The 24,966-nt window shown below is 59.5% G+C and carries 17 protein-coding genes; 13 read left to right on the top strand and 4 right to left on the bottom strand.

Annotated features, from left to right (window positions below; translation table 11 throughout):
- Window positions 1-250: hypothetical protein (locus tag PHW69_01485; protein MDD4003860.1), on the bottom strand; the 250-nt coding region annotated here is incomplete at its 3' end.
- Window positions 251-412: 162 nt separating this feature from the next.
- Between PHW69_01485 and PHW69_01480 the strand changes: the two genes are divergently transcribed.
- From PHW69_01480 to PHW69_01420, 13 genes are all read left to right on the top strand, one after another.
- Entirely contained in the window at window positions 413-889 is a 477-nt protein-coding gene (locus tag PHW69_01480) for a DoxX family membrane protein (GenBank protein ID MDD4003859.1), read from the top strand.
- 46 nt (window positions 890-935) lie between these two features.
- A complete protein-coding gene (dnaX, locus tag PHW69_01475; protein MDD4003858.1) occupies window positions 936-2,720 on the top strand; it encodes a DNA polymerase III subunit gamma/tau in 1,785 nt (594 codons plus the stop codon).
- Entirely contained in the window at window positions 2,707-3,297 is a 591-nt protein-coding gene (gene recR / locus PHW69_01470) for a recombination mediator RecR (GenBank protein MDD4003857.1), read from the top strand. The genes dnaX and recR overlap by 14 nt, the downstream gene beginning before the upstream one ends.
- A gap of 4 nt (window positions 3,298-3,301) precedes the next feature.
- Window positions 3,302-5,314: a ComEC/Rec2 family competence protein gene (locus PHW69_01465; protein MDD4003856.1), complete on the top strand. Its 2,013-nt coding sequence runs from the start codon at window positions 3,302-3,304 to the stop codon at window positions 5,312-5,314.
- Window positions 5,315-5,371: 57 nt separating this feature from the next.
- Window positions 5,372-6,217 carry an NAD(+)/NADH kinase gene (locus PHW69_01460; GenBank protein ID MDD4003855.1) on the top strand — a complete coding sequence of 282 codons (846 nt, stop codon included), beginning with the start codon at window positions 5,372-5,374 and terminating at the stop codon, window positions 6,215-6,217.
- A gap of 6 nt (window positions 6,218-6,223) precedes the next feature.
- Window positions 6,224-7,882 (top strand): DNA repair protein RecN, encoded by a 1,659-nt coding sequence (gene recN, locus PHW69_01455; GenBank protein ID MDD4003854.1) that lies wholly within the window; start codon window positions 6,224-6,226, stop codon window positions 7,880-7,882.
- A gap of 54 nt (window positions 7,883-7,936) precedes the next feature.
- Window positions 7,937-8,401 carry a hypothetical protein gene (locus PHW69_01450; GenBank protein ID MDD4003853.1) on the top strand — a complete coding sequence of 155 codons (465 nt, stop codon included), beginning with the start codon at window positions 7,937-7,939 and terminating at the stop codon, window positions 8,399-8,401.
- A 132-nt stretch (window positions 8,402-8,533) separates the two neighbouring features.
- Window positions 8,534-9,643, top strand: a complete 1,110-nt coding sequence (locus PHW69_01445) for an outer membrane beta-barrel protein (GenBank protein MDD4003852.1) — start codon at window positions 8,534-8,536, stop codon at window positions 9,641-9,643.
- A gap of 173 nt (window positions 9,644-9,816) precedes the next feature.
- Window positions 9,817-12,342, top strand: coding sequence for a serine/threonine-protein kinase (locus tag PHW69_01440; GenBank protein MDD4003851.1), 2,526 nt, complete (start codon window positions 9,817-9,819; stop codon window positions 12,340-12,342).
- An 88-nt stretch (window positions 12,343-12,430) separates the two neighbouring features.
- On the top strand, window positions 12,431-13,897 hold the full coding sequence (gltX, locus tag PHW69_01435) for a glutamate--tRNA ligase (GenBank protein ID MDD4003850.1): 1,467 nt from the start codon (window positions 12,431-12,433) through the stop codon (window positions 13,895-13,897).
- 13 nt (window positions 13,898-13,910) lie between these two features.
- Entirely contained in the window at window positions 13,911-16,835 is a 2,925-nt protein-coding gene (locus PHW69_01430; GenBank protein MDD4003849.1) for a hypothetical protein, read from the top strand.
- Between the two features lie 32 nt (window positions 16,836-16,867).
- A complete protein-coding gene (locus PHW69_01425; GenBank protein MDD4003848.1) occupies window positions 16,868-17,935 on the top strand; it encodes a type IV pilus twitching motility protein PilT in 1,068 nt (355 codons plus the stop codon).
- 13 nt (window positions 17,936-17,948) lie between these two features.
- Entirely contained in the window at window positions 17,949-19,178 is a 1,230-nt protein-coding gene (locus PHW69_01420) for a type II secretion system F family protein (GenBank protein ID MDD4003847.1), read from the top strand.
- A gap of 108 nt (window positions 19,179-19,286) precedes the next feature.
- Here PHW69_01420 and PHW69_01415 read toward each other — a convergent pair whose 3' ends face one another.
- The 3 genes from PHW69_01415 to PHW69_01405 are packed head-to-tail and all read right to left on the bottom strand — an operon-like array spanning window position 19,287 to window position 24,924.
- Window positions 19,287-22,364, bottom strand: coding sequence for an efflux RND transporter permease subunit (locus PHW69_01415; protein ID MDD4003846.1), 3,078 nt, complete (start codon window positions 22,362-22,364; stop codon window positions 19,287-19,289).
- Between the two features lie 29 nt (window positions 22,365-22,393).
- Complete coding sequence (locus PHW69_01410) at window positions 22,394-23,497, bottom strand: efflux RND transporter periplasmic adaptor subunit (protein ID MDD4003845.1); 1,104 nt, start codon at window positions 23,495-23,497, stop codon at window positions 22,394-22,396.
- A complete protein-coding gene (locus PHW69_01405) occupies window positions 23,497-24,924 on the bottom strand; it encodes a TolC family protein (GenBank protein ID MDD4003844.1) in 1,428 nt (475 codons plus the stop codon). Before PHW69_01405 ends, PHW69_01410 begins: the two co-directional genes overlap by 1 nt.
- Window positions 24,925-24,966 lie beyond the last annotated feature (42 nt).

Here is a 24,966-nt window from a genome sequence, read left to right as displayed (position 1 = left end):
CGCCGTTCCAGTCGGGATGCGTCTGTTTATTAAGAATCGTGTCGGCCATGTCGCCGGGACGGATAATTGTGCAAGGCATAATGCCGGAAATCTTTTCGCCCGGCCCGGCCAACCCCAAAATATCGCCGGCCAAAACCCGAACTCGTTTGCGCGTCTGTTCCAAACTTCCGGCAGATTCGTTGGTCTGCGGATCGTCTATGATGACAAGAGAGGGACGGACGCTCCGCCCGTCTGGACGCTTGTATTTCATGCCGCGGACGCGTCCGGTGATTCCGGCGACGCGCACCACAATCCCGCTTAGGATACCGGGCCCGTCGCGCCGCCGGGTCGTGATTCCCGGCGTTCCGTTTTGAACAGGTTTTTGCGGCGCGCGCCGGACGGAACGGATATTCTGGTTTTATCGGATGGGTGCATGGGCGTTGAGATCACGAAAAAAACGAAATTCACGGAGCTCTGGTTTCTTCAGGCCCGGGTGCTGGCGGTGGCGCTGCTGGCCGGGCGGATGATGACGGGGCTGGCCTTTATGTCGCTGGCGCTGGGCGAGATCAGGCATTACGGGGATTTTTCCTCGGCCTGCGCGGCCATAGGGCTGCCGTCGGGCGGGGTTTTCTGCGTGTCGGGCATTCTGCTTGTTTTTTCGGGCGCGGTGTCGCTGCTGCTCGGGTTCTATGCCCGGATAGGAGCGGCGGTTTTACTGCTGGTTTCTTTATGCGCGCTGCCTTTTCTGCTGTTTGGACATGCCAACATGCTGGTTTTTGCGGCGGCGCTTGCCGTGGCGGGCGGGATGGTGCCATACATCGTGGCGGGCGGCGGGGAGTTCTGCCTTGACAAGCTGTACGGCGAGGCCGGCCGGCTGCGCGCTTCGCGGAGGCGGCATTTGCGGCGCTGACCGGGGCGGCGGAAAGTTTTTTTCGGCAGTTTCACGGGAGTCTGTTATGGCTGAAACGCAGCACATCAATCTGGCCCGCAAGTACAGGCCTATGACTTTTGAAGACGTTGTCGGGCAGGGCGCGATTTCCAAAACTCTGGAAAATTCGCTCAGGCTCGGCCGGATTGCGCACGCGTACCTGTTCCACGGGCCGCGCGGGTGCGGCAAAACGACCAGCGCGCGCATTCTGGCCAAGGCGCTCAACTGCACGGGCGGCGGAGCGGAGAAACCGGTGGTCAGTCCGTGCGGCAAGTGTCCGCAATGCCTGGAAATCGCCGCCGGCAGCGATATGGACGTGCTGGAAATAGACGCCGCCAGCAACACCCAGGTGGAAAAAGTGCGCGAGGTGATTATAGACACCGTGTCGCTTTCAGCCGGGCGCGACCGTTACAAGGTGTTCATTCTGGACGAAGTGCATATGCTGTCGGACGCATCGTTCAACGCGCTTTTGAAAACCATCGAGGAGCCGCCCCCGCATGTAGTGTTCATTCTTGCCACCACGGAGCATCACAAGGTGCCGGTGACGATCACTTCGCGGTGCCAGGGGTTCCGGTTCAAGACAATCGGCGCGGAAGATATTTTCGGGCGGCTGAAGTTTATCAGCGGCAAGGAAAAATTCGATATTGAAGACGCCGCGCTGGCGCTTATTGCCAAAGCCGCCAACGGCGCGCTGCGCGACGCGCAGACCCTGCTCGACCGCGCGGTTTCCTACGCGCCGGGCCATGTGAGCGCGCAGCTGGTCGGCGAAATGCTCGGGTACATGCCGGCGGAACTGGTTGAAATGGCGTGCGCCGCGCTGCTCGCCGGCGACGGCGGAAAACTGCACGACGCTTTTGAAACGGTGCGCCGCGAAGGGTACGACCCGGCCGCGTTTCTGCGGGATCTGAAAGCCGGGCTGGCGGAACTGTTTTATTTCAGGCTGGGGTACGGCAAGCCGCCGTTTGACGGCGCCGCCGAACTGGTTAAAGCCGCGCCGCCCGCGTTTTTGGCGGGTTTTGTCAGGCGGGTCGGCAAGATTTCGGACGAGGTGCGGTTTTCCGACATGCCGCTGGTGCAGGCTGAGACCGGTCTGTTTACCGTGATGCAGGCCGTGCCGGATTTCGAGGGCATGGTGCGCCGGCTTGAAACGCTGGAAAGCCGGCTCGCTTCCGGAAATTTTAAACACGCTTCCGCGCCGGAAACGGCCGCCGCGTCGTCATGCGGCCGCGCGGAAGGCGAAGCTGCCGTTTCAAAACAGGCTGCGGAACCGCCGTCGGGTTCCGCGGCTCCGGCTTCAGCCGCCGGATCCGAACCTGTTTTCCGGCCCGGCCCGGCGGAAGAGGCGGAAACCGACCGCGGGCTGGCCGACGGAACCGCCTGGAAGAAACTGCTGGACACGCTTGCCGAGGGCTATCCGCTGCTTTACGAAATAATGTCGAAGTGCCGGGTGGCGTTAGGGCCGAATGAGTGGAATATGGTTTTTTCCACGCGGTTTCAGCTTGATGCCGCGGAACGCAATGCCGAACGGCTGAACGCGCTGGCGGCCGAAGCGGCCGGGCGCGCGCTGCGGCTGAAATTTTCGTTTGGCGAGGCGGTTCAGAAACCGCATGTGGAGGAAATCGTTTCGGAACCGGTGTCCGATTGCGGCACGCAGCTTACCGAAGAGGCGCCGTTTGTTGAAGGGCAGTACCACTGGGAAGATCTCGCCGGCGGATCCGCCGCCGCGACAGAACCGGCGCTGGCGCGGCTGCTTAAAATCATTCCCGGCAAGGTGGTCCGGCCGGAATCCGGCGGCGATAATGAAAAGTTTTGACCGCATGATCAAAGCGCTGCGCCGCCTGCCCGGAGTGGGGCCGCGGCAGGCGGAGCGGTATACGGCTTATTTTCTCAAGGCGCCCGGTCCGGTCGCGGAGGATTTCATAGCCGCGCTGCGGGAGCTGAAGGCGTCGGTGCGGGTCTGCCGCCGCTGTTTTTCATACGCGGAAAACGAGCTGTGCGAAATCTGCTCCGATCCGCGCCGCAATCAGGAGCTGCTTTGCGTGGTCGAGGATCCGCAGGACGTGGAAGCCGTGGAGAAAACCGGCGCGTTCAGGGGTTATTATCATGTGCTGGGCGGCCCGGTTTCGCCGATTGACGGACTGGGCGTGGATTCCGTGCGGCTTAAAGAGCTGGTCAGCCGGGTAAAAGCGGAACCCGGCCTCGGGGAAGTGATCATCGCAACCGATCCCGATACGGAAGGCGAGGCCACAGCGCTTTATATCGCCGACCTCCTGCGCGGGCTGGTGCCGCGGATAACGCGCATCGCCTACGGCGTGCCGCTGGGCGGAGATCTCGATTATACCGACGAGCTGACTCTGGGCTACGCACTCAAGGGCAGAACCGATCTGTAAACCGATGCATCAGTCATTTTATCGCAGGCCGCTTTTCCTCGCGCTGGTCTTTTACGCGCTCGGACTGGCGGTTTTTTTTGCGGTTTTTCCGCCGTTTTCCAGCCAGAGCGGCATTGAAGCCGGCCCCGCGGAAATTGAAGGCTTGGTCATGGACTTTCCGCGCCCGTACGGCGCGGGATACACGTTCGCGCTTGCGGCGGACCGGCTTGACGGCAAACCTTTTTCCGGCCTGATCAGCGTCACGGTCGTGCCGCAGTCCGGCGGCGCGGAGGAAGGCTGTGCGGTTTTTGCGGGGTGCGCCGGGCCCGTCCGCTCCGGCGCGGATTCGCTTAAAGGCGCGCCGGCGTTTAAAAGCCGGGTGCGAGTGCTTGGCGAGCTGGATGAGCCGCGGGGCGACGCGTCGGCCGGCGGGTTCAGCCGGAAACGGTATCTGGCGGCAAAGGGGATCGGCCTGACGCTTGCCGCTGCGGAGGCGGCGGTGACAGCGGAGCCGAGCTTGTTTTACCGCGCGGTCAATGCCGTGCGCGGGCATGTGCTGGGGGTTTTCAATGCCGTGTTCACGCCTGCCCAGAGCGCGGTTCTGGGCGGAATAACGCTGGGCGACCGCACGGGCCTGACCGGGCGGCTGGCCGGGGTTTTCCGCGACAGCGGGGCGATGCATCTGCTGGTGGCGTCCGGCTCGAATGTGGGATTTGTAACGTTAGGGGTTTATTTTCTGTGCGGGCTGTTTATGGTGCGGCGGCAGTACGCCGTCGTTCCTGCGGTTCTATGCGCGGGTTTTTATACCGTATGCGCCGGAGCCGACGCGCCGCTTCTGCGCGCGCTGATCATGGCCTGCGCCGGCTCGGCTGGGTATCTGCTGGGGCGCGAGAGCGGCATACTCAACGGGTTGCTGATTGCCGCGCTGGGGATACTGGCGGTTGATCCGCGTGCGCTACTCAGGGCCGATTTCATCATGTCAATGCTGGCCAGCGCGGGCATCATCATGGGCCTGGCGGCGTTTCCGCCTGACCCGAAACGCCGGCCGCTCGCGCGGTATTTCACGACCGTGTTTTTCATGAGCTGTTTCGCGCAGCTTCTTCTGCTGCCGGTGCTGGCCCTGTATTTCCAGCGGATCTCGCTGGCGGCGGCGGTGTCGAACCTGCTGCTGGTGCCGCTGGCGGGCGTATTGATGTTTTGCGGATTTCTTGCGGCGGGGCTGGCTTTGCTGCCGTTCAAATTTCCGTTTTTCGCGAGCGCGGCTGTTACCGCGCTCGCCGCGGATATCTTTCTTGAACTGGCGGATTTTTTCGCTGGCCTGCCGGTTTCCTGCCTGTGGGTCCGTTCTCCGGGCTGGGGCGTTACCGCGTTATATTACTGCGTGGTTTTTACGCTGCTTAATTTCCGGCTGGTTAAAGCGGGCGTGTTCCCGTGGAAAAGGATTGCGGGGTCAGGCATGGCGGCGTTTCTTCTCTGGCTGGCGTGGCCGGCGCGGGACAGCTATTATATTTCCTCGGCGCGGGGCGGGGGAATTGTGGTTTTCAGGGCCGCGGCCGGCGCGACCGCACTTTCCGGTTCCGGCTGCGACGGCACGGACGCGGCCAGGGCGGTGCTCGCCGCCGGACGCAAGCGGGTGAATGTGTTTCTGGCCGTGTCACTCGCGCCGGGCTATTGCGGCGGACTGGCGGAGCTTGACCGCGTCACCCCGGTTGAAAACGTGATTCTTCCATACGGGCCGCTTGACGCGGCGCTTGAACGCGTCGTAAGCGGGCTCAAGGCGCGCGGCGTGAGCGTGCGGCGGCTGTGGCCGGGCGAGACCGCCGTGTTTCAAACTTCTGCGGGCGCCGTGCGCGTTACCGCGCAAAAAGGGCGCGCGCGCGCGGCCGGGACCGGCGAATACTATTCCCTGCCGTTTTATAGCGGAAACGCCGCAAGCGACGCGCTTTCCTACCGCGTCGCCGCAGGCGGCGCCGAACTGGTTGTGGGCGCTAAAAACCGGTCCGCCGGGCTGATAATACAGAATACGCGCGCGCAATGATATTTGATATAATTCCGGGTAGCGGTGTATCCGCCGGACCGCGTGACCGGAGCGACGATGCCATACAGGTATAACAAAATAGCCGTATTTTTCAATGAACGCAAGGAAACCTCGCTTCTGTGGAGCGACCGCGTGTCGAATGTGCTGCGCAGCCGCGGAGTGGAGCATTCGTGCATAGCCTGCTATGAGCACGCGGAATGGAAAGAGGAGGCTGATCTTGTCATTTCCATAGGCGGCGACGGCACCGTTCTGCACGCCGCGCGCGATCTCGGCGGGCTTGACATACCGCTGCTTGCGCTTAACGCGGGCACGCTGGGGTTTTTAAGCGTGCTGCACGCGCAGGAGTTTGAGAGCCGGTTTGACCAGATTTTTTCAGGCGGGTTCGGTGAAATGAGGCGCAGTCTTTTGTCCGGACGGGTCGAAAACGGCGGAAAAACGGTGCAGCCGGAATCGGTGGCGCTTAATGACTGTGTCATCAAATCAATGTCGTCGCGCGCCATAAGACTGGCGGCGAATATTGACGGAGTGTTCGCCAAAACCTATTTCTGCGACGGCCTTATCGTGGCCACGCCGTCCGGCTCCACGGCTTACGCGCTGGCGGCGTCCGGCCCTGTTGTGCATCCGGCGCTGGCGGCGCTGCTGCTGCTTCCGATTTGTCCGCACACGCTTACCCAGCGGCCGCTGGTGCTGCCTTCCTGCATGACGCTGCGCGTCCGGCCGGATTTTTCCGGCGGTTTCGAGCGCCGGCATCCGGTTTTTTCCGTTGACGGACAGGTGAACTATACGATGAACGACGGGGATGAGGCGGTAATCCGCATATCCGACCGGACGGTAAAAATGCTCATGCCGCCAGAATATAATTATTTTGACGTGCTCAGCGACAAGCTGAAATGGGGCGAATAGGCGGATATGCTCAGCCAGCTAAGCGTTAAAAACTACGCCGTGATTGATTCGCTGGATATAAAATTCGGCCCGGGCTTGAACGTATTTTCCGGCGAAACGGGGGCCGGCAAGTCGGTGCTGGTGGGCGCGCTGGGGTTTGTGCTGGGCGTGCGTGCAGGCGTTTCGGCGATACGGCCCGGCGCGGCGAAGCTGGAAGTGACGGCGGTTTTTGAAAACTGCCGGCTGGACTCAGCCGTCTGCTCCAGATACGGAATCGGCGGCGGGCGTCTGCTGCTGCGGCGCGAGCTGGACGCGAAAGGGCGAGGGCGGGCGTTTATCGGGTCCGTCCCGGTTACGGTGTCGGCGCTTGCCGATATAGGCGCGGAACTGGTGGATTTTCACGGCCAGCATGATCATCAGACGCTGCTTCGGCCCGCGCTTCACCTTGAACTGCTCGACCGGTTCGCCGGACTGGACGGGAAAACCGGTGAAATCGCCGCGCTTGTGCGGCGGATGCGGGAACTGGAGAACGGGCTGAAAGCGCTTACGATGAGCCGCGGCGAGAAGGAACGGCTTCTTGATCTGTACCGGTTCCAGCTGGACGAAATCGAGTCCGCCGGCGTTACTGACGGGGAGGACCTGGAACTGGAAACGGCTCTGCCGCGCGCGAAAAACGCCGATAAACTGGCGGCGCAATGCGCGCTCGCCCGCGAGATTCTGTACGACGCGGAAGGTTCCGCCGTGGAAAAAACCGGCGAGGCGGTCAAGCTGATCGCGGAACTCGCCGCGCTGGATCCGGAACTTGCCGCTCTTGGGGAAACGCTTGCCGGAGCGCTTGCCGCGCTGGAGGATGCCGCCGCCGGCATCAAGGATTACGGTGCGCGCGTGAACGCGGATCCGGCGGAACTCGACCGTCTGCTGGCGCGTGACGAGCGGCTCAAACGGCTTAAAGCCAAGTACGGGCCGGGGCTGGATGACGTGCTGGAGTTTGCCGCCGGGCTCAGGCGTAAAACAGAGGAGCTGGATTTTTCGGAGTTGAAAGAAACGGAAGTCCGGGCCGAGCTGGAAGCCATCAACGCGAAACTGCTGCCGTTATGCGAGAAGCTGCACGCGGCCCGCATGAGCGCGGCCGGGAAACTGAGCGGCAGGATTATCGCGCAGATCAGGCCGCTGGGGTTTGCGGACGTGGATTTTGCGGTGTCGGTGGAGATGGACGGGAGCGATATCCGCGAAAGCGGAGCGGACCGGGTGGAATTTCTGTTTTCGGCCAATCCCGGCAGTCCGCTCATGCCGCTTAAGAACATCGCGTCGGGCGGAGAGCTGTCGCGCGTGATGCTGGGGCTTAAAACTGTGCTGGCCGGAGCGGACCGGGTGCCGGTGCTGGTGTTTGACGAGATTGACGCCGGGATCGGCGGCGAGACCGGCGCGCTGGTCGGCGAGAAGCTCGCCCGCATAGGCCGGGTTCATCAGGTGCTGTGCGTTACGCATCTGGCGACTGTGGCCGCCTGCGCGGCGGGCCATTACAATGTGGAGAAGAAATCCGCCGCGGGCGTCACGAACGCTTCGGTCAAACGGCTTGACGGCGACGCGCGGGTGCGCGAAATAGCGCGTATGCTCGGTTCCAGGGACGCCGGTGATGCGGCGCTCCGCCTCGCGCGCGAACTGTTGAAAAACAGCGTAATATAAATTTTACGCCGCCGTACCCGGCGGCTTTTAGCATAACCGTACAAGGAGAACGACATGCCGCAAAATGATGAAGTCAAAGCCGAAGAAACGGAAATAAAGCCGGAGGAAACGGCAAAAGAGGAAACCGCTGCCGTCGAGGAGAACGGAGCGGACAGAAAGGAAGATTCCTGCCGCGAGTCAGTCTGCTGCTGCGGGAAGGGCCGGATCGGGTCGGAACGGGAGCTGGAGCATATTCCGCTCAGAAACATAGCGATCGGGTTTAAATTCGCGAGCGCGTTGCCGGTGGTTTATTTCCTGGTTTCAGTTTTTCTGCGCGTGAAGGATTATTCACAGGTGCCGGCCGAATACATGGGCCAGTTCTGGAAAATTGTCGCGTTGTCGTCGCTGGTGAATTTCATCGCGTGCGCCATTATCGCGATGATTTTCTATGCCATGAGCGAATGCATCAAAATTACTGTCGAAGCCGCGCAGAATGTGCGCGACATACGCGATTCGGTAAACGAAAAATGCTGTAAATAGAGTCGTTCGCAACGGTTGTGTTTTCCGCCGCGGTGTTAAAACACCGCGACGGAAAGCGCAGGGCTGTTTTGCATCGTCCGGCGCAGGACGGCGGACGGGTTGAAACGCGGGAGACGGATCGGTGGAGCAGGTATGCGTTATTGTCTAATTGCGGCAGCCGCGCTGGCAGTGTTTTTCATACAGGGGACATGCGGGGCCGAAACGGTGTATCTTAAATCGGGCGCGGCGGTGTCCGGTTCGATCGCAGGCGGTTCGGACGGGAGCGTGGAACTGGTCACGGCGTCGGGCACGTTTGTCATTCCCCGGTCCGGCATTGACCGTATCGAGAAAGACGTTTTCAGGGTCACCATGAATGACGGGACGGTTTATGAGGGCGCTATCGAGGATCTCAGCGCGGATTCGATGGTGCTTGCAACAACCGGCGGAAGGCGCATGGTGATCGCGCGGCAGGACATTGCGAAAGCGGAGCCTGTTACCGCCGTGCCGGGCGTGCCGGCGGAGCTGGCCGCGGTGTCAACTTATGCAGCCGCGGCGTTTGAGCCGCCGGCGGCAGCCGCACAGCCGTCTTCGGCGCCTGTGACCGGGCCGGCCGTGCAACAGGCCGGACAGGCCGAGCCTTTGCCGCAGCCGCCGCCTTACGCGGAAATAACCGCCGACGGGCGTGTCAAGCGGGGGTTTTTCGGGCGCGGGATATCGGGCGTGCTTGAATTGTCTTTAGGGCCGTGGCTCAACGATATCAGCCTTGATCTCGGCCCGTATGGCGGAAGCGTCGTGTCGCCCGGCAAAACCGGGTTTGCGCTGGGCGCGGAATACCTGTTCAGGTTCAGGTCCGGGTTGTGTCTGGGCTTGCATGCCGAACTCCTGTCGCTTGGCACAAAAACCCATGCTTTCCCGGCTTCCGCTATCAAGACATCGGGCGGGATCACCGTTGTTGAGGTAACTGGCGGCTACGAATTCAATCCGGCAGGCCGGTTCCGGCCCTATGCGCGGGCCGGAATCGGAGCGGCGTTTACCGATATAAGCTACAACGTGTCAAACGATTCGGTGCTGGGCGAGGGCCATAAGGCCGGGTCGGAAGGACTTATGTTTTCAGGCGGAGCCGGCGTAAAGGCGAAGGTGGGAGAGGCGGTGCTGGCCGCCGAACTGCGCTATTTGAATATACGGCAGAAAGACGGAGTGTTTGCCGGTTCTTCCGCCGGCTCTTTTGTGCCTGCCGTGAAAATATGCTGGGTATTTAACTGAACCGCCGGAATCCGCATGGGTCAAAAGGCCTATATGCGGCATGGTCTTTTGGCGGTTGACGGGCTGGGACATAATGCCTATCATAAATGAATAGACAGGCTGTGCGCCGCGAGGCAGATGCGACAGCGTGCGATATTTCTGCCGTAACAGCCGCATCGGAAACCGGGATTTTTATGCTTGAGTTGAAATTTGACTTGTTAATGCATCGCTTGATTCTCGCGGCGGCTTTGTGTGCCTGCGCCTCGGTTTGCGTGCATGCCCAGACGGAAGGGCTTCCCGGTGCCAGCGAACAGGAATGCATGCTCAAGATTTCGGTTGAAGAGGGCAAATGCGCCAACAGCGAAAATTCCCAGCTTGCGTACCGGAATTTTCTGTTAAAGCTCAGGCAGGAGAATCCTGCCGTTTTCAAGCCGTCCGGCAGGGCCGAACTGGAGAAACTCAAGCACAAGTTCTGGTATGATACGCTGGTGGAATGCGGCAGCGCCTCGGTTCCAAGAAATTGCGCCGTATACGCTCAGGACGCCACCGGCCGCAATCTGGTTAAAGAAGTGGCCGAAATGTCGGCCAGCGTCATTGAATTCAGAGAAACGGGCAAACCGGTTAACTTGCAGGAGTTTCCGCCGGAAGTGCTTTTCCCGCAGAATGACAACTGGCAGCGCGGCTGGAATTCGATTGTGCAGATTGTAAACGACAGCGCGAGCGGCGGCGCATCAGGCAACACTATCGCGCTGACGGTGCCCAGATTATGCCGCAAAGCCCAGATCCCCAATGACAAATGCTGGGAATATCTGCCCGCGCTAAGCCAGAAACTCGCTGAAGAGAACCGCGAGATGGCAAGCATTCGCCAGAGGCGGCCCGGACAGCATAATTCCGGTTCCAACCATCACGGCGGCCAGACGGATGATTCCGGTTCGGACGAAACGTCAACCGGGACGGATTCTTCCGCTTCTCCCTCTTCTTCATCTTCCTCTCAGCCGGGCGCCAATTCTTCCGGTTCTGTTCCGGTCAACAGCCAGTCCGGCTTGGCCAGACTGGCCAGCGGCGTCGCTGGCCAGACACTGCTTGCCGGCGGATTTGAAAGCATGCGCGACGACGGTTCTCCGATTATGGTGGAAGGCGCGTATGCGAAAGGCAAGCGCAGGCCGCTGAACGCGGGCCGGCAGGCCTTTGAAAACGGCGAGCGTAACGGCAGGGGGAGCGACTCCGGTTCCGCCGCCCGGTCAAACGGCGGTTCCGCGCGAAACGCCGCCGGTGCGGTTAACGTGACGCCGCAGGCTCAGCTGGCCGAGCAGTATCTGCGCAATGCCAAGGAAAAGGAAAGCTATGATCCCGCCCGCGCGGCGCTGGAGGCTTCACGGGCGATAGCGGCCAATCCGTCCGATCCGTCCGGCTATGCGGCGCGCGCGGTGTATATGTACAAAGCGTCCAGCGACAAAAATGCCGACGCGATCATGCTGGATACGGAAAAAGCGCTGTCGCTTGCCGGGACGGACCCCAATCTGGCCGGAGTGCGTTTTCAGATGCACAATATCCGGCGGCTGCTTTACAAAAGCAGCGGCGACACCGCGGGAGAAATGCGCGAGGCCCGGCTGATGCTCGACGAGCTTCAAACCGCCGCTTTGCACGCCAAGACTCCGCGCGACCGGGACAAGTATAAAGAACTGCTTGTGCGCGGTTATCAGGAATACCGCGACCGGCTGGCGGATTATTCACTGCTTCCGGAACTGGGGCTTGATTCCATAGCGCTTGCCGCCGTGGCCGAGCAGCCTGGCGCCGTTAAACCGGCGCCTGCCGCGGAGGTCAGTCTGCCGCTGCAGTGGCGGCTGTACGCGATCGGAGTCGGCCTGCTGACGACAGTGGGTTTTTTAATCTGGCTCGTGCAGTTTTTCCGCCGCAACAGCGGCAAAGAGTTCGACGCGGCGCTTCCAAGCGAAATGCAGAATTACGAGGTCATCAGAAAACTCGGCGAAGGCGGCATGGGGCAGGTGTTTCTGGCCGAGGACAAGGTTTTGGGCCGCAAGGTTGCCATAAAGCAGCTGCACACCGAACTGGGCATGAGCGACGACGCCCGCGAGCAGCTGCTTAACGAAGCGCGCACGGTGGCTTCCCTGCGCCATCCGAATATAGTGGACATTTACACGGTTTTCCGGGAGAAAGGCGACCTGTATCTGGTGTTTGAGTATGTGGACGGCGAAACGCTGGAGCACAAGCTCGACGCTGACGGCAAGATGCCGCTTGCCGAAGCCAAACCGATATTCGAGGCGATTTGCAAAGCCCTGACTTACGCTCATAAAAACGGAATTATTCATCGGGATCTGAAGCTGTCGAACATCATGCTTGCTTCCACGGGCATTGTGAAGGTTATGGATTTCGGAGTGGCCAGGAAGATGGACGCCAAACCGGCGGCCACCGTGTCCGGCACGCCGGCCTATATGGCGCCGGAACAGCGGCGGGGGCTTGTGAGGCCGGAGTCGGACATTTATTCGCTAGGGATCTGTTTTTATGAGGCGATTACCGGACATATTCCCTGGGAACTGGAAGGCGTTCACCCGGACAGCGAATATATAATCGCACCCACCCAGATAGATTCAACTTTGCCCAAAGCGGTAGATCAGCTTCTTGAAATGGCGCTCTGTGAAGACTATAACGAACGCATTGCAACCGCTTCGGAATTTTGGGAAATACTGAAAACCATTTAAGCGCGTTTTTGCGCAAGCTGCCCGATTCGCATTCACTTGCGCTGGCTGTGTTTGTGCAAGCGTAAATATAATATGTTATTATTAAGCCATGACTATCAGAGTTAGATTTGCACCGTCGCCCACGGGCAACCTGCATCTGGGCGGTGCCCGTACGGCATTGTTTAACTGGCTGCTGGCGCGCAGGCATAAAGGCGTGTTTATTCTCCGTATAGAAGATACGGATGAACTCCGGTCGAACGCGGAGTTTGAACAGTCTATTTTCCGCGGCATGAAATGGCTCGGCCTGGACTGGGACGAAGGCCCCTGTATCGAAGGCGGCGAAAAAGGTGATTACGGCCCCTATTACCAGAGCAAACGCGCCGAACAGGGCGTTTACAAGGCTTACGCCGACAGGCTGCTGGCCGAAGGCAAGGCCTATTACTGCTACTGCACGCCGGAAGAGCTGGAAGAGGAACGCCGCCGTGCGACTCTTGAAAAACGCCCGCCACGTTATAACGGGCGGTGCCGGGATCTTACCGCGGAGCAGCGCCTCGCACTGGAGGCGCAGGGCCGCAAACCCGTCATACGTTTTAAAATGCCGGCGGAGGGAACCACCGTTTTCAACGATCCGATCCGCGGCGAAGTGAAATTCGAAAATAAACTGCTGTATGATTTCATCATGCAGAAATACTCCGGGTACCCTACCTATAATTTCGCCTGCGTTATTGACGATCACCTGATGAAAATCACGCATATCCTGCGCGGCGACGACCACATCTCCAATACCGCGCATCAGATAAACCTTTACAGGGCGCTGGGGTTTGAAATGCCGGAATTCATGCACCTGTCAATGATCCACGGGCCGGACGGCACCAAGCTTTCCAAGCGGCACGGGCACACCGGCATCTTCGAATACGAGGCGGAAGGGTTTTTGCCGGAAGCGATGATGAATTATCTTGCTCTGCTCGGCTGGTCCAACACGGAAAGCCAGCAGCTGTTCGGGCCGGGCGAACTGGAAGCGAAGTTCGATATCGCCGGGTGCCAGAAGAATCCGGCTGTTTTCGATCCCGTTAAGCTAAAGTGGATGAACGGCGAATATATCCGCAAAATGCCGGCTGATGAACTGGCGCGGCGGGCGTTGCCGTTTTTGACGAAGGCCGGCGTGGATGTGTCCGGCGACCGGGAAAAACTTGTGAAGATCGTGGCTATTGAGCAGGAAAAATACAAACTGCTTACGGAAATTCCTCCGCTGGTGGATTTCTTTTTCACGGAACAGGTTGAATTTGATCCTGAGTCCGTGGAAAAAGTGCTTAAAAAGCCGGGCGCGAAAGCGGTGCTGCGCGGCATTGCGGCTGTTTACGGGCAGCAGGCAGATTTTAAAGAAAAAGAACTGGAGGCGGCAGCCCGCAGGTTCGCAGCCGACAGCGGACTGAAAGCCGGGCAGGTTTTTCATCCGCTGCGAGTGGCCGCAAGCGGGCGCACTCAGGGGCCGACCCTGTTTTTGATGCTTGAATATCTAGGCCGCGAAACGGTATTGCGCAGACTTGAGTCGGCAAAGCCGCTGTGCGCGGAGTAGAACTGGAGCGCGAGTGAATTATTGGTTGTACGCCCGGGGCGAAATCACTGGGCCGTTTGACGCAGATGAGCTTGTCAGCCGGGATGATTTCCGGCTGACATCGCTTGTTTGCCCCGAAGACAGGCTGGGCGAGAGCGGGGCGGACTGGGTATGCGCGTCGGAGTTCGGGGAATTGAAGGCCGCTTTATCGGGTCAGGACGAGCCCGGAACGCAGGAAAACGCGGACGGCGCCGGTCCGACGGGTGAATTTACCGGTTTAAATACTGATTCTCAAGCCGGACCCGGCGGGCAGGAAGTGGTTTCCGGTGCGGAGGCTGATATCACGGCTGCAGCCGGTTCGGGCGATGGCGGTGATATGAAGGCCGCTGCCGCAGGTTCTTCCGGGGAAGCCGGCGCGGAAGAATCCGGTTCCGGCGGCGGATTTGAAAACGAGCTGGAACAGGTTTACGCCGAGGCGGTCGCCCCGGCGGCGGACCCGGAAGCGGACGGGCAGGCTTCGCGGGAGATCCTGCCGGACGGAAGCGAACCGGACGGCGTGCCTGAAGCGGACGGCGGAACTGACGACGGGCCCGGCGCTACCGCGGAAGCGGAACGCGCGGAAGGTGTGGAAGGCGAGAGCCCGGACATGTCGTCTGACCCGGATACGATTGAAATGCTCAGGACGCTCGGTTATTCCGAACAGGAAGCCCGGCAGCTGATAAAATTTGACGGCGCGGTGCTGGAGCCGGAAGACGGCACGGGGCAGCAGTATTCTGGCGCCAAAACGGCGCGTGAAGCGGCTGGGCAGGATTCGGGATGCCGTGAAAAAATGCCGCGCGGCGTTTTACCGGCTGACCGGTCAGGCGCAGACGGCGGGCTGGCCGGCCCGGAGAAGAAATTCCCCAGAGCGCTTGGCGAAGTTGCGCCCGGCTGGGTCGCCACGCTGAAAGAAAACGAGATTTTACAGGAACTGGCGCAGGATTCAACGCGGTTTTCTTTTGACTCGTCTGAACCGGACGAGGAGGAAGAAACGGCGGCCGATTATATGCGCGCCCAAACGCGGGAACGGCCGCAAAAGAGTCATGCGCGGCGGCCTGTTTACCGGCGGCCGGAGTATTCCGCCGGGCCGGATGATGAGTTTGAGGATGAAGCGGAGCCGCAATCCGGGTTTTCGCGGCGCCATATCACGCGGGCAGCGCAGCCCGCAGTTTCGTCGGATTCCAGCCGGCAGGAGTCTGAAGATGATGACACGTCCATAAGCGACATGGAATTTCCCCAGCAGATGGTTTCGCCAAGCCTGCTGGATACGGAATTATACCGTGCCGACGAGCCGGAAAAAGAGCGGGCCGGTCAGGCGGGCGCCCGGCCGGAGTCTGATTCCGCATCGTCTGCTTCTTCCGATGACAATCTGCCGCCGGCCAGGAATATGGATCTGTCGGCATTGGCACGCGACACGATAAGCCGTGATATGGAAGACGGTTCATCTGCGGTTTCGGGCGATATGCCGCCGGTAGTGATGCGGGAAGATCTGGTGACCTCGCCCAATCTTTCGCCGTCGCCACAGCCTACGGTGCCGCCCCAGTTTACGGCGCCGCCGCCCCGGCCTACGGTGCCGCCCCAGTTTACAGCGCCGCCGCCCCGGCCTACGGTGCCGCCGCAATCTCCGCAGGCCGTTCAAAGCGAAGATTCCGCGTCTATCGCGGATTCGGCCGGCCCGGCGGCGAAAGCGGACAGGGATTCGCAGGAGTCCGGCCCGTTTATGGGCGATATTCAGGCCCGTATCGCCGCATTGAGCCGGACAGAGCGGCTGAATGCCACGGGCGAACCGAAGGTTTTTCCGGCGATGACCGAAGAAACCGCAGGGCAGAATAAAACCCAGATGATTCCGGATGTTTTGCCCGGCAATCTGTTTACCGAAGCCTTTACGAAAACTTCCATGCAATCGGGCCAGATGACCGCATCAGCGGCGCTGCCCGCACAGGAGCAGTCTTCCATCCGCATGACCAGAACGCATTTTTCCGGCGTTACCGGCGGCGTTGGCATAGGTACGCAGAATGACCTGCGTACCGTGCATGTAGCGGCCGAAGTGAGAAATGCCAGGCTGACGGCGCCGAATGTTACCCAGCCCGGCGGAGCCGCTCCCGGCGCGAAGAAAATGCTTGTTGTCGTATTGGCTGGCGGCCTCGCGGCCGTTGTTTTGCTTGCGGCGGTTTTTCTGCTGCGCGGGCGCGGCAAAGCCGCCGCGGAACAGGATCCGGCGGCGACGGCGACGCAGCCTGACGCAGGCGGCACGCAGGTTTCGACCTCGGCTGTTCCCGCCGCGGCGACGGCGGCGCAGCCGTCCGGCGAACCGCCGGGTCTGGACGCCGCCGCGAAAAGCGAGTTGGCTGTTTCAATAGTCAAGCAGCATAGTCTGCCCGGCGGGAAAGGCACCATTGAGAACTGGTTTGCCAATACCCTGGTGGCCGGGCTGGGCGGCGAGCCGTATGAGGAAAAATGGGAAAGCAAATCCTGCTACCGCAGCACCTGCTATGTGTACTATAAACTGCTGCAGCCGCGAAAAGAGCCGCTACAGTACGGTTTTGTGGTTGATACGGATGCCCGGAAGATAAAGAGCGGCATCAACAACAAAGCCGTTGAACTGCTCGGCGGTGACGACGGCATGTTCTCAAGCCCGTCGGGCAAGGCCAATAAGCTGTCCCCCTCGGCGAGCGAGCCGGACTATTCCAACGCGGCGCGGTCGGCGTCCGGAAAGCCGGCTGTAAAAACCAGGCCGGCCGTAAAGAAAAAGAAAAAAGCGGCTTCCGTGCCGGATCAGCTGCCGCTGCCGAAAGATCCTCACGCCGGACGAAGCAGGGCGCGCGCCCTCATTGACGAAATTTCCGCCGATGAACGTTCTCATTACGACAGCTTGATGGACGACGAATATAAAAAACGCAAGACCAGCCGGGACGAATAGCAGTTTCCATGGGAGACCATTATATGGTTACAATGAGCGATCTGTTTATAATGATGCACGATAAAAACGCGTCCGACCTGCATATCACGGCCGGCACTCCGCCGATATTAAGGATTAACGGCGATCTTCTGCCGACACCTTTCGAGCGGTTGACCGGCGATTTATGCCAGAACCTTATTTTTTCGCTTATGACCGACGTGCAGCGGCAGCGTTTTGAAGCGAAAAACGAGCTGGATTTCGCGTTTGGCATCAAGGGCATGGGCCGGCTGAGAATGAACGTGTACCGGCAGAGGGGACTGGTGGGCGCCGCGATCCGGGCGATTCCGTCGCAGTTTAAAACTTTCGAAGAGCTGAACCTTCCGCCTGTGGTGTATGATATGCTCAAGCTCAGAAAAGGGCTTATCCTTATCACCGGGCCCACCGGTTCGGGCAAATCCACCACGCTGGCCAGCATGATAGACTATCTCAATGAGCAGTATAAATACCATATCGTCACGGTGGAAGACCCGATCGAATACGTGCACGGGCACAAACGCAGCATGGTCAATCAGCGCGAGGTCGGGGCGGACACCGAGAATTTCGCCGTTGCCTTGCGCCATATCCTGCGGCAGGATCCGGACGTGATACTGGTCGGAGAGCTGCGCGATGTTGAAACCATTCAGGCCGCGCTTAACATAGCGGAAACGGGCCATCTGGTGTTTTCCACACTGCATACCAACGATGCCGCCCAGACGGTCAACCGTATTATTGACGTGTTCCCTCCGCATCAGCAGGAGCAGATCCGGGTGCAGCTGTCGTTCGTGCTGCAGGCGGTGCTGGCGCAGCAGCTGGTTGCCGCCGCAAACGGCAAAGGCCGCGAACTGGCCTGCGAAGTGCTTATTGTGACTTCCGCCATCCGCAATCTGGTGCGGGAGCAGAAAGTCGAGCAGATGATTTCCACGATGCAGACCGGCGGGAAATACGGCATGGTGACCATGAACCAGGCCCTGTCGGAGCTGTATCTCAGGCAGAAGATAACCTATCAGGAAGCCGTTACCCGCTCGCCTGATCCGGAAGATCTGAAAAAATATCTGCAACGCGGGCTGTCCAGCGCCGGCTAGCGAGTGAGGCATTATGAAGTTTGAATATCAGGCGAGAGACGCCGCGGGGCTTATTGTCAGCGGCATCATAGAGGCGCCGGACCAGAAACTGGCGATGGAACGGCTGCGCAATATCGCCAAACTGTCGGTGTTTGAAATCCATGAAAAAGTGCCGTCCCAGTTTGACAGGTTTATTGACAGAATAAACATTTTCAAACCGAAGGTGAAATCCAAGGAACTGGTCATTTTCTCGCGCCAGCTCTCCACGCTGGTCGGCGCGGGCGTGCCGATTGTGCAGGGCCTGGGCATTCTGGAGGCGCAGGCTGAAACAGCGGTGTTCCGCATGGTGCTGCAGTCCATAAAAACGGATATCGAAGCGGGGCTTGGCATCGCCGACGCCATGAAGAAGCATCCCAAGGTGTTCAGCACGCTTTATGTTTCGATGATCCGGGCCGGCGAGGTGGGCGGTATCCTGGACACGATTCTGGAGCGGCTGTCCGCTTATCTGGAACAGGCGGAAAACCTCAAGGGCAAGGTCAAATCGGCGATGATGTATCCGCTGGTGGTCGGCCTGATTGCCGGCGTGGTAACGGTGTTTCTGATGGTGTTCGTCATTCCGACTTTCAAAAATATTTTCGGAAGTTTTGGCGCGGCTCTGCCGTTCCCGACGCGGGTCGTAATAGCGATATCGGATTTTCTGAAAAGCCAGATCGTGGCGGTTATCCTGTTTCCGTTCGCGGCATGGTTCGCGTTCAAGAAGCTGTACGCCACCGAAAAGGGCCGGGCGATTGTGGATTTTAACATACTGAGGATGCCGGTGTTCGGCATTCTGCTTAAAAAAGTGGCGATCGCGAAGTTTACCAGAACGCTGGGCACGCTGATCCGCTCCGGCGTGCCGATCCTGCAGGGGCTGGAGACGGTGGCGGCGACTGCCGGCAACGTGGTTATCGAGCGGGCGGTGATGGATTGCCGCGAATCGGTCAAGGAGGGCGGCAGGCTGGTGGAGCCGCTGAAAAAATCCAGTATTTTTCCGCCGATGGTCGTGCAGATGATCGGCGTGGGCGAGGAAACCGGCAGCCTTGACGCGATGCTTGTCAGAATAGCGGATTTCTATGATCAGGAAGTGGATACCGCCGTCAAGGGACTTACTTCGATGATCGAGCCTATCATTATTGTGGTCATGGGCGTGGTGATCGGCGGGATCGTTATAGCCATGTTTCTGCCGATGCTGTCGCTGGGCCAGCTGGCCGGCGATATGGGCTAGCGCGCGGGTTGTTTGTTTCTTAATGAAAGCCCCGGCTGATATATCAGCCGGGGCTTTTCGCAGGCGATATGCGGCGCATCCGTTTTTTACAGCGGCGGCAAAGGGGTTTTATTTTTTCGCGTGTCCGCCGAGCCGCCTGTTGAGCCCGTCGAAGTAAATGTAAAACGCCGGGGTCACATATAGAGTGAGCATCTGCGAAAAGAACAGCCCGCCCACCACCGCGATGCCCATCGGCTGGCGCGCGTCGCCGCCGGCGCCGAAGCCCATGGCGATCGGCAGGGTGCCCAGCAAAGCCGCCAGCGTGGTCATCATGATCGGGCGGAACCGCACCACGCAGGCTTCGTATATGGCTTCCCGCGCGGTTTTTCCGGTTTTTTCGGCCGCCACCGCGAAATCCACCATCATGATCCCATTTTTCTTGACCAGCCCGACCAGCATGATAATGCCTACAAACGCGTAGATATCCAGCTCCTTGCCGAACGCCAGCAGCGAAATCAGCGCGCCGAACGCCGCCAGCGGCAGCGCGGTGAGGATCGTGATCGGGTGAATGAAATTCTCGTACAGGATGCCCAGCACCACATAAATGATCAGGATGGTGACAAAAAGCAGGAACCCCATATCGGAGAACGAATCCTTGAACGCCTGCGCCGAACCTTCAAACCGGGTGTTGACCGAAACCGGCAGGAGGTTTCCTTCCGCCGCCTTGATTTTCTGCATCGCCTGGCTGATGGACATGCCTTTTTTCAGATTGAACGAGATTGTCGCCGCCGGCATCAGGCCAGAATGGTTTACGCTGATCGGCGAGCTGGTTTCCGTGATCTGGGTGAACGCGGTAACCGGCACCAGTTTCCCGTCGGCCGATTTAACGTAGAGTTTCGACAGCTGGTCGGGGTTGCGCTGGTATTCTTTCTGCAGTTCCACTATAACGTAGTACTGGTTGGTGGTGCTGTATATGGTGGACACCTTGCGCGTGCCGTAGGCCGACTGAAACGCCGTGAGAATGTCGGTCACGGTCAGCCCGTAGGAAGACGCCTTGTCGCGGTTGATGGCAACCGACAGCTTCGGCTGCTTGACGTTGAGGTCGGTGTTAAGGTCAGTCAAACCGTCAATGGCGGCCAGTTTCTGCATCATTACCGGAGTATAGGTGTACAGGTCCTGCAGATAAGGGCTTTGCAGCACATACTGCCACAGCGCGTTGGTCTGTTTGCCGCCGATCTGGATCGGCGGCGGGTTATAAGGATAGCACAGTATGCCCGGCACCGCGTTGAGTTTCCTGCGGTATTCGCTGATGATTTCATCCACGCTGCGGTGGCGGCGGCCCAGCTCCTCCAGCCCGATGAACATGAAACCCGCGTTGACGGAGTCCATGCCGGCTACGGAGATCATGTCCTTTCCCTCCGGGATCGTGCGTGCGACTTCCGCTACAGCCGACTGGTGGCGCACCATGTCCTCGAACGAGGTCTGGTCGGCAGTCTGGGTATAGACCATAAAATAATTCATGTCCTGGTTGGGAATGAAGCCTTTGGGCATAACCGCGAACAGCCAGGCCGTCAGAACCAGCACCACGCCGGTAAGAACGACGGAAATCCACCGTTTGTCAAGCGCCGCGGCGAGCGTGCGCGCGTAGAACGCCTGCATGGCGTTGAACAAATTTTCAATTTTTCCGTAAAGGCCGGATTCGTTTTTCGGCTCTTTCCAGCCTTTGAGCACACGCGCCGCCATCATCGGCGTCAGTGTGAGCGACACGAAGCCCGACACCAGAATCGCGGCGCCTATGCTGACCGCGAATTCCCGGAAAAGCCGGCCCACTATCCCGCCCAGAAAGATGATCGGGATAAACACCACCACCAGCGACAGCGTCATCGAAAGCACCGTGAAACCGATCTCGCCGGACGCGTCCAGCGAGGCGGTCATGGAATCCTTACCCATTTCCATATGGCGGATGATGTTTTCAAGCACTACGATCGCGTCGTCCACCACAAAGCCCACCGCGAGCGTCAGCGCCATTAAAGACAGGTTGTTAAGGCTGAATCCGAGCGCGTACATCACTATGAACGTCGCCACCAGCGACAGCGGCACCGCCACCGTGGGTATTATGGTAGGACGCAGCGCGCGGATGAACAGGAAGATGACCAGTATCACCAGCGCGATGGTCAGCAGCAGCGTGAACTGCACATCCTGAATGGATTCCCTGATAAATACCGACTGGTCGAAAATCGTGTAAAACTCTATCGCCTGCGGCAGCTGGGCCTGAATGTGAGGCAGGATCTGCTTGATGTTGTTGACCACCGCCACGGTGTTGGTGCCGGGCTGTTTCCGGATAGCGACCACGATGCCGCGCTTTACCGCTTCCTTGCTGACGTGCCAGGCGAAACTTTTGTCGTCCTGCAGCCCGTTCTGGGCCGAGCCGATGTCTTTTACCCGGACGGGCTGGCCGCCGAGATACTTGATGATGACGTCGCTGTAGTCTTCGGCTTTGGTGAGCTGGCCGGCGGCGTCTATCATGTATTCCTTGGTCTCGCCGTCGAGCACGCCGGTCGGGATGTCGGAATTGCTTTGCGCGATCGCGTTTGCCACTTCGCTTATCGAAACGTTTTTTGCCGACAGCAGGTCCGGGTTCGCCTGCACCCGCACCGCGAATTTCTGCTCGCCGTAAATCTGCACCTGCGCCACGCCTTTTACGGTGGACAGATACTGCGATACGAAAGTGTCGGCGTAATCGTCCACGGTGGTCATCGGCAGCGTGTCGGAGGCGAGCGCGAAGTATATTACCGGCGTGTCCGCCGGATTGATTTTTTTGTAAGTCGGGGGGGACGGCATGTCCGACGGCAGGTAGCCGCTCGCCGCCGAGATCGCGGTGTTGACGTCCTGTGCGGCGGCGTCAATATTGCGGTCAAGGTCGAACTGGAGCGTGATGGTGGTGTTGCCCGCCACGCTCTTGGAACTCATTGACGACAGCCCCTCTATTGACGTGAACTGTTTTTCCAGCGGGGTCGCCATCGTGGCGGCAGCCTGTTCCGGTATCGCCCCGGGCAGGCTCGCGCTTACCTGAATGGTGGGGAATTCCACTTCCGGGAGGTTGTTTATCGGCAGTGACTGGTAAGCCACGCTCCCGAAAAACAGGATCGAAACCATCACCAGCACGGTCATTACGGGCCGTTTTATCCAGAGCTCTGAAAGATTCATTTGGGTCGTCCTTAGCTATGCGGCGCGGTTTATTTTGCCGGCGCGTTTAAATCAATGGCGCTTTCCACGGCTTTGAAGCCGCTGCGCAGTTTTAGCTGCCCGTCGGTGACGATGTTTTCGCCGCCCGCCAGGCCCGAAGAGATGACCACCTGATTGCCGATAGTGCGGTCCACTACTACCGGCCTGGCCTGCACCACGCTGTCCGCTCCGACTACATAAACAAAGTTTTTGCCCGCGTTATCGGGCTGAACGGCGTTGGCGGCGATAACCACCGCGTCCGCCTGCTCGTCAAGCGTAATGGTGGCGTTGGCGAACTGGCCGGGCCACAGGTCCTTGTCCAGATTGGGAAAACTCGCTTTGAGCTGGATCATGCCGGTGTTGGGGTCTACGGTATTGTTGATAAAGCTCAGCGTGCCGGTTTTGCTTTCGCCGTCCGATGTCACGGCGGTGACCGCCAGCGGTTTTCTGCTGTGCGCTTTGCGTATGGCGCCAAGGTATTTCTCCGCCACGGAGAAGGTGACGTAAATAGGCTTGATCTGGTTCAGCGTCAGGATTTTCGTCTGGTTCCTGCTCACTATCGCGCCCATGTTGACCAGATACCCGCTCGTCACTCCGCTGACCGGCGCGGTCAGCTTGCAGTAGCCCAGATCCAGCTGCGCCTGCGCCAGGGCCGCCTTGTCGGCGTTGACCTGTTCCTGCTGTTTTAAAAAAGAGGTCTGGTGCTGCTGCGCGTCGGCGGTGGCTACGGCGCCTTCCTTGAGCAGGTTCGCGTAACGCTGCGCGTCGGCCCGGTCGTACTCCAGTTCGGAAAGGTCTTGCTGAAGCTGCGCCTGCGCCTTGGAAACCGCTTCCTGGTATACCGCCGGGTCAATGGTGACCAGCAGATCGCCTTTTTTCACTTCGCTGCCTTCCCTGAAGTTTATTGCCTGGATCTGGCCGTCAACCCGCGGTATGATGTCCACCTGGTTATAGGATTCGATCGCGCCCACGGCGGTTATCTGGATGGGCATGGTTTTCACTTCCGCCCGCGCCATCTTCACCGGCACTACGGGGATGGTTTCCTGCGCCTCTTTTTTTTTGCAGGCGGCCAGCGCCGGCAGAACGGCGAGAACGAGAATAAGGACTTTTTTCATTATCTTGACCCCATGGTTTTTTCAATGTCGGCCTGCGCGATTTTGTAATCATACAGCGCCGTGATGAACTGTAGTTTCGCATCGCTGTAGGAGGCCGTCGCGTCAGTCAGTTCAATAGGAGTGCTGATGCCGGTCTGATACCGCACCGTGGCGATCTCCAGATTCTCCGACGCTTCTTTTACCTGCGCCGCCGCGTTGGAGATCCGTTCCTCCGCTTCCGACAGCGCAAGCAGTGATTTCTGCGCTTCCATATAAATATCGCGGCCTTTCGAGTAAAGCTGCGCCTTGAGCGCGTTTTGCCGCGCGTTGCCGCGTTCCACCGCCGCGCGGGTTTTCATGCCCTGAAAAATGTTCAGTTCGAGCGACAGGCCGGCGTTCCAGTTCTGCGACGCCGGAGTTTCGCTCCCCGCCGCGTTGTACGCGCCGCTGGCGTAAAACGAAGGGTAATAGTCCGACCTGGCCTGCCGCACCTCGAATTCCGCCGCCGCGTATTGCTGGGCCAGCGCCTTCAGATCGGGCCGGTTCTCATAAGCCTTGTTAAGAATATCGTCAAGCGCGATGCTGTAATCGGTGTAATCGAGAGTGTCCCGGACGCTGTATCTGCCGGGCTTGGTGAGGAACATCGCGCTGTTGAGCCGGATGCGGGCGAGTTCGTATTCGTTGCGCGCGCGAATCAGACCCAGCTGCGCGCCGCTTAAATCGGTTTCGGCTTTGGTCACGTCATATTTCGGTTTGCTGCCCTGCCCGAACTGGGCCTGCGCTACGGCCAGATGCTGCTCGTATTGCGACACCGTTTCGATATTGACGTCCAGCGCGCGTTTGGCCCGGATCACGTCGTAGTAATACTGCTTGATGTCGCGGGCGATTTGCGTGGCCAGATTTTCCAGATCATAAAGCGAGGCTTTGTAGCCCGCCGAACTCGCGCCTATCGAACCGGAGCGGCTGCCGAAATCAAGCAGCAGCTGTTTCAGCGAAATGCCACCACCGCCCAGCGTGTACTTCTGCTGCTGGGTGGTTACATACGGGTCTTGCGGGTTGGTGTAGGGCGCACCGTATTTCTGGGCGTAAACCTGGGCGTTTATGGCCGGATAATAGGCGGATTTCGAGCCTTTGAGCGCGGCCTGCGCGGCTTGCGCCGAGAACCGGGAAGCCAGTAAGTCGGGATCCTGGTCCAGCGCGATCGAAAGGCACTGGTCGAGAGTCAGTTCGTCGCCGTCTTTTACAACGTGTTTTTGCGGCAGATCGAATTTTTCGATGACTTGCGATGTGACCAGATTGTCTAGCCCCTGCGGCGGGCCGGATACCACGGCCGCGGTATACCCGGCCACCGGATACATCGGCGGTTGCGGCGCGGCGGTCTGGGCGTATAGCGGCGCGGCGGGCAGAAGCCCGGCTGCCGCCAACAGTGCTGTTTTTAAAAAAGGCATTTCCGATTTCCCCTGAAAAGACGGTGATATTGTCTGGAAATT

Source organism: Elusimicrobiaceae bacterium (assembly GCA_028700325.1).
GTDB lineage: Bacteria > Elusimicrobiota > Elusimicrobia > Elusimicrobiales > Elusimicrobiaceae > JAQVSV01.
Note: the sequence above shows the minus strand (reverse complement) of the source record. Positions and strands in the feature narration are given on the sequence as shown.